Raw genomic sequence first — 2,070 nt, forward strand, 5'->3', positions numbered from 1 at the left:
GCGCCGATTTGGGCATTGGCCGCACCTTCCAGAACCTAGCCTTGTTCGGCCATATGAGCGTGCTCGATAATATTATGGTCGGCCGTCACCATCTTCTGAAGAATAATTTCTTCACCGGGGCGCTCTATTGGCTTACCGGCGCGCGGCGGGAAGAACTTTCCCATCGCCGTGATGTCGAAACCATTATCGATTTCTTGGAAATTCAACATGTTCGCCGCGCAATGGCGGGAACCCTCTCCTATGGGCTGCGTAAGCGCGTTGAACTGGCGCGCGCCATTGCCCTGAAGCCCGACCTGATCTTGCTCGACGAGCCGATGGCCGGGATGAACCTTGAGGAGAAGGAGGATATGGCCCGCTTTATTATCGATCTCAACGAAGAATGGGGCATGACCATTGTGATGATCGAGCATGATATGGGCGTGGTCATGGATATTTCGCACCGGGTGATGGTGCTGGATTTCGGTAAGAAAATCGCCGAAGGGCTGCCCGATGAGGTTCTGGCGAACGAGCATGTGCGCCGGGCTTACTTAGGTGAAGTCGATGATGTTTTGGTCGACGCGGGCGATACGCCCCCCGCGCAAGTCGCGTGAGGGCGGGCATCATGAGCATTAATCGCGACCCGGCCCTCGATACCTTCCCGAAGCTGCTGGCCCATAACGGCAAGAGCTTCCCGACTGAAACCGCGATGCGCGAAAAGCAGTTCGGCATTTGGGTAAGCTTCACCTGGGGGCAGGTGCTGGCACGCACCCAGGCGCTCACGCTGGGTCTTGCTACCCTGGGCGTTACGAAAAACAGCGTCGTCGGCCTGATTGGCGATAATCGCCCGGATTGGGTGATGGGCGAATTGGCGACCCATACGCTCGGCGGCATGAGCCTTGGCATCTACCGCGACGCGATGGAGGATGAGGTCGCCTATCTCGTCACTTACGCCGATATCGACGTGATGCTGTGCGAGGACGAGGAGCAGATCGATAAGCTGCTGGCGCTGGGCGACCGCATACCCTCCGTCCGCCATATCGTTTATGCCGACCCGCGCGGCATGCGCAAATATGATGATCCGCGTCTGATTGCGCTGGAAGACTTGCTGGCGCGCGGGGAAAAAGCCCTAGCCGCCGATCCGGCGCGATTCGAGGCACTGGTGGCGGCGACCGAAACGGAAGCGGTGGCAGTGCTCTGCACCACCTCCGGCACCACATCCCATCCCAAGCTTGCCATGCTCACCGGCGGCTCGATGGTGCGGCACGCGCGCTCCTACCTGTCGGTCGATCCGAAAGGCCCGCAGGATGATTACGTCTCGGTCCTACCGCTGCCGTGGATTATGGAGCAGATGTACGCGGTCTCGAAATGGCTCGTCTGCCGCATGGTGGTGAATTTCGTCGAAGAGCCGGAAACCATGATGGCCGATATGCGCGAAATCGGCCCCACCTTCGCCCTGCTCGCGCCGCGCGTGTGGGAGACGATTGCGGGCGATGTGCGCGCCAAGATTATGGATTCGAGCCGTCTAAAGCGGGTGATGTATGAGTTCGGCATGAAGCTCGGGCAAAAGGCCTTGGCCGAGGGGCGGCGCTCGGCTTTGGCGGATTTCATCCTGTTTCGGGCTTTGCGCGACCGCTTGGGCTTCTCCCGCCTGCGCTCGGCGGCGACGGGTGGCGCGGCCTTGGGGCCGGATACCTTCAAATTCTTTCAGGCGATGGGCGTGCCGCTGCGCCAGCTCTATGGCCAAACCGAGACGATGGGGGCCTATACCATTCACCGGGCCGGGGAGGTGGATTTCGATACGGTCGGCGTCGCCTTCGATTCCACCATCGATATTCGCATCGATAACCCGGACCAAAACGGTATCGGTGAAATCGTCACGCGCCACCCGAATATGTTCACCGGCTATTTCCGCAATGAAGCGGCGTCGAAAGCCGATATCCGCGATGGCTGGATGCATACGGGCGATGCGGGCTACTTCGATAAGAAGGGCCATCTGACGGTGATCGACCGTATCAAGGATATTGCCACCACCAGCAGCGGCGCGCGCTTCTCGCCCGCCTATATCGAGAATAAGCTGAAGTTCAGCCCCTA

Annotated in this window: 2 protein-coding genes; both read left to right on the forward strand. The window is 59.7% G+C overall.

Annotated elements, in window-relative coordinates; genetic code table 11:
• Positions 1–590, forward strand: a 590-nt coding sequence (locus tag VZ95_RS13135) for an ABC transporter ATP-binding protein (protein WP_045776251.1), incomplete at its 5' end; no start/stop codon positions are given.
• A gap of 11 nt (positions 591–601) precedes the next feature.
• On the forward strand, positions 602–2,070 hold a 1,469-nt coding region (locus VZ95_RS13140), incomplete at its 3' end, for an AMP-binding protein (protein WP_045776252.1).

This window comes from Elstera litoralis (assembly GCF_000963705.1).
Classification (GTDB): Bacteria; Pseudomonadota; Alphaproteobacteria; order Elsterales; family Elsteraceae; genus Elstera; species Elstera litoralis.